This is a genomic window from Dongia sp. (assembly GCF_041906375.1).
In the GTDB taxonomy this organism is placed as follows: domain Bacteria; phylum Pseudomonadota; class Alphaproteobacteria; order Dongiales; family Dongiaceae; genus Dongia.
Genome location: NZ_JAYRJJ010000027.1, coordinates 1 through 2613, shown reverse-complemented (window position 1 = coordinate 2613; position 2613 = coordinate 1). Strand labels below are relative to the sequence as shown.

General features: G+C 63.8%; 3 protein-coding genes. All 3 read right to left on the bottom strand.

Annotated features, from left to right (window positions below; all coding sequences use genetic code 11):
- Positions 1–28 precede the first annotated feature (28 nt).
- Positions 29–1303 (bottom strand): ArgE/DapE family deacylase, encoded by a 1275-nt coding sequence (locus ACE3OA_RS21480; protein ID WP_374314691.1) that lies wholly within the window; start codon positions 1301–1303, stop codon positions 29–31.
- A 23-nt stretch (positions 1304–1326) separates the two neighbouring features.
- Entirely contained in the window at positions 1327–1932 is a 606-nt protein-coding gene (locus tag ACE3OA_RS21475) for a 2-hydroxychromene-2-carboxylate isomerase (RefSeq protein ID WP_374314689.1), read from the bottom strand.
- A partial coding sequence (locus ACE3OA_RS21470; RefSeq protein ID WP_374314687.1) for an SDR family oxidoreductase occupies positions 1926–2613 on the bottom strand: 688 nt, incomplete at its 5' end. The genes ACE3OA_RS21470 and ACE3OA_RS21475, both read right to left, overlap by 7 nt.

The following is a 2613-nucleotide window of genomic DNA, read 5'->3' as shown; positions in this document are numbered from 1 at the left end:
CTGCGAGAGCGGCCTTGGCCTTCCGCCTTTACCTCTTCTCCACACCGCACCAATCGGCCATGAAGAGGGCCATGCCCTGCGTGATCTTCCTCAGCGATGAGAGGGAGACGCGTTCGTCGAAGCCGTGGATGTCTTCCGAGAAGGGGCCATAAACGAGCGCCGGTGTGTCGGCATAGAGGCCGAAGAAGCGGGCGTCGGTGGTGGCGGTGGTGGCGATCTTCGGGAGTTCCGCATTGAAGGCGAGGCGATGCGCGCCTTCGAGGCAGGCGATGGCCGCGTCGCCATTCTTCAATACATAGGGTTCGGCCTGGAAGCCGTGATAGACCACCTGCGGCGGGTTGTTGGCGAGGTAGGAATGGCCGGAAGCCGCCGCCCGCACCGTATCCTCGACATCCTGCCGCACGCGCGCGAGTTCCATGCCGGGATAGAAGGAAATGCGCATGTCGAAGGTGCACCAGGCAGGCACGCTTGAAGTCCAGTCGCCGCCTTCGATCTTTGAGACGACAAAATTGATCGGGTGCTTGTGCTCGCCCCAAATTTCATGGCGGTCCTTGTTCCAGCGTTCCTCCAGCTGATGGAGCGCCTGCATCACCGGATAAGCGGCCTCGATCGCATTGGCGCCGGTCCCGGCATAGGCCACATGGACGGGCTTGCCGCGCAATTTCACCTGGAACCACATGACGCCGAGCTGGGCTTTGAGCAGTGAATCGCCCATCGGCTCCGGGATGATGGCGGCATCGGCGCGATAGCCGCGCTGCAGGCAAGCGAGCGCGCCGTTCCCGGTGCATTCCTCCTCGACCACCGATTGCAGATAGACAGGGGCTGCGGGGCGCAGGCCCAGCCGATCGAGCGCGTCGAAGGCGGCCAGACAGCCATAGAGACCGGCCTTCATGTCGCCGGAACCGCGGCCATAGAGCCAGTCGCCTTCGACGTAAGACTCGAAAGGCGGGCGCGACCACAGATCGTGCGGCCCTGTGGGCACCACGTCGATATGGCCGTTGAGGATGAGCGAGCGGCCCTTCACCTCGCGCGGGCGGTGGGCGCCGACCACGTTGAAGGCATTCTCATAGGAAACCGCCACTGGCGAGAAGCCCGGCAGATGCTCGATGTCGGCGACGTTGATCTTCCAGTGATCGACCGAGAGATCGCGGGCGCGGTACCGCTCGGCCATGAAATCCTGCGCCGTCGCCTCCTGCCCGCGCAATGAAGGAAGTGCTGTGAGCGCCGCCGTCTCCTTGACCTGTGCGTCGAAGCCGGCATTGACGGCACCTATGATATCCGAGGCGAGCGATTGATCGAGCATGGGGCGTTCCTGTGTGATGCGGCCTACCAGCCGCCGGTTTTCAGCCAGTCGTGAAGATCGGGGATGCGGTCATTGCCCCAGAACATCTCGCCATCGACGACGAAGAGGGGCGAGCCGAAGATATTGCGGGCGATGGCGCCGTCGGTTTCCGCCTTGAGGCGCTGCTTGACGGCATTGTCCTTGATGCCGGCTTCAAGCCTGGCGGGATCGAGGCCGATCTCGGATGCCAGCCCCAGCACGGTTTCGGTGGCGCTGATATTGATGCCGCGCTGGAAGGCGGCATCGAACAGCGCCAGCGCCAGGCGTTTGGCATCTGTGGGCGAACTGGCTTCCAGCGCATAGAAAGCGCGCGCCGCGGCGATGGTCGCCATCGGAAAATCATCTGGCAGTTGGAAAGGCAGCTTGAGCCGCCTTGCCGTGCGCTGCAGGTCATGGAGGTGGTAGGGACCACGCAAGGGCTGGCTCACCAGTGGCGACTGACCGGTCGCCTTGAAGACCGCACCGAGCAGGATGGGGCGCCACAGCACCTCGCGCCCGGCCTCCGTGCCCACGTCATCGATGCGATGGGCCGCCAGATAGCCATAGGGCGAGGAAAAATCGAAATAGAATTCGATCGGCGCCTTCACCATGGCAGGATCTGGCCATTATAGTTGAAGAAGCCGCCGGACGATTTGGCGTCGAGCCCGGCGATCACGGCGATGATGCCGGCGGCGCTGTCGACGACACCGAGCGGCGCGCTCTTGCCGCCCATGTCGGTCTTGACCCAGCCGGGGCTGATGGCGGCGGTAAGGATGCCTTTCCCGCCCAGATCGTTGCCGAGATTCTTCATCACCATGTTGAGCGCGGCCTTGGAGCTTCTGTAGGCATAGGAGCCGCCATTGGCACCGCTGGCGATCGACCCCATGCCGCTGGTGATGGCGGCAATCCTCTTCATCTTGCTGCGCTTCACATGCGGCCAGAAACTCTGCGCCATGAGAAGGGGCCCCAGCGCATTGACCTGCATGACGCTGAGAAATTCCTTGCTCTCCGCCTTGCCGAAGCCCGAGCGCTTGCCGAGGATGCCAGCATTGTTGAGCAGCACGTCGATAGCGCGGCCTTTGAGGGCCGCCGCCAGCTTCGCGATGGAGGCCGGCTTGGCGACGTCGAGCGGCCGCATCTCGACCTTCAGCCTGGCGAGCTGTGCGGCTTCCTTGGGCTTGCGGCAGCAGGCGATGACGTCCCAGCCGGCAGCCGCATATTGCCGGGTAAGCTCCAGCCCGATGCCGCGATTGGCGCCCGTGATGAGAACGGTCGGCATCTGTCCCTCTCTT

Excerpts from the sequence above, each read along its gene's own strand:
- ACE3OA_RS21475 (WP_374314689.1), bottom strand. The coding sequence starts at position 1,932 with ATGGTGAAGGCGCCGATCGAATTCTATTTCGATTTTTCCTCGCCCTAT.
- ACE3OA_RS21480 (WP_374314691.1), bottom strand. The coding sequence starts at position 1,303 with ATGCTCGATCAATCGCTCGCCTCGGATATCATAGGTGCCGTCAATGCC.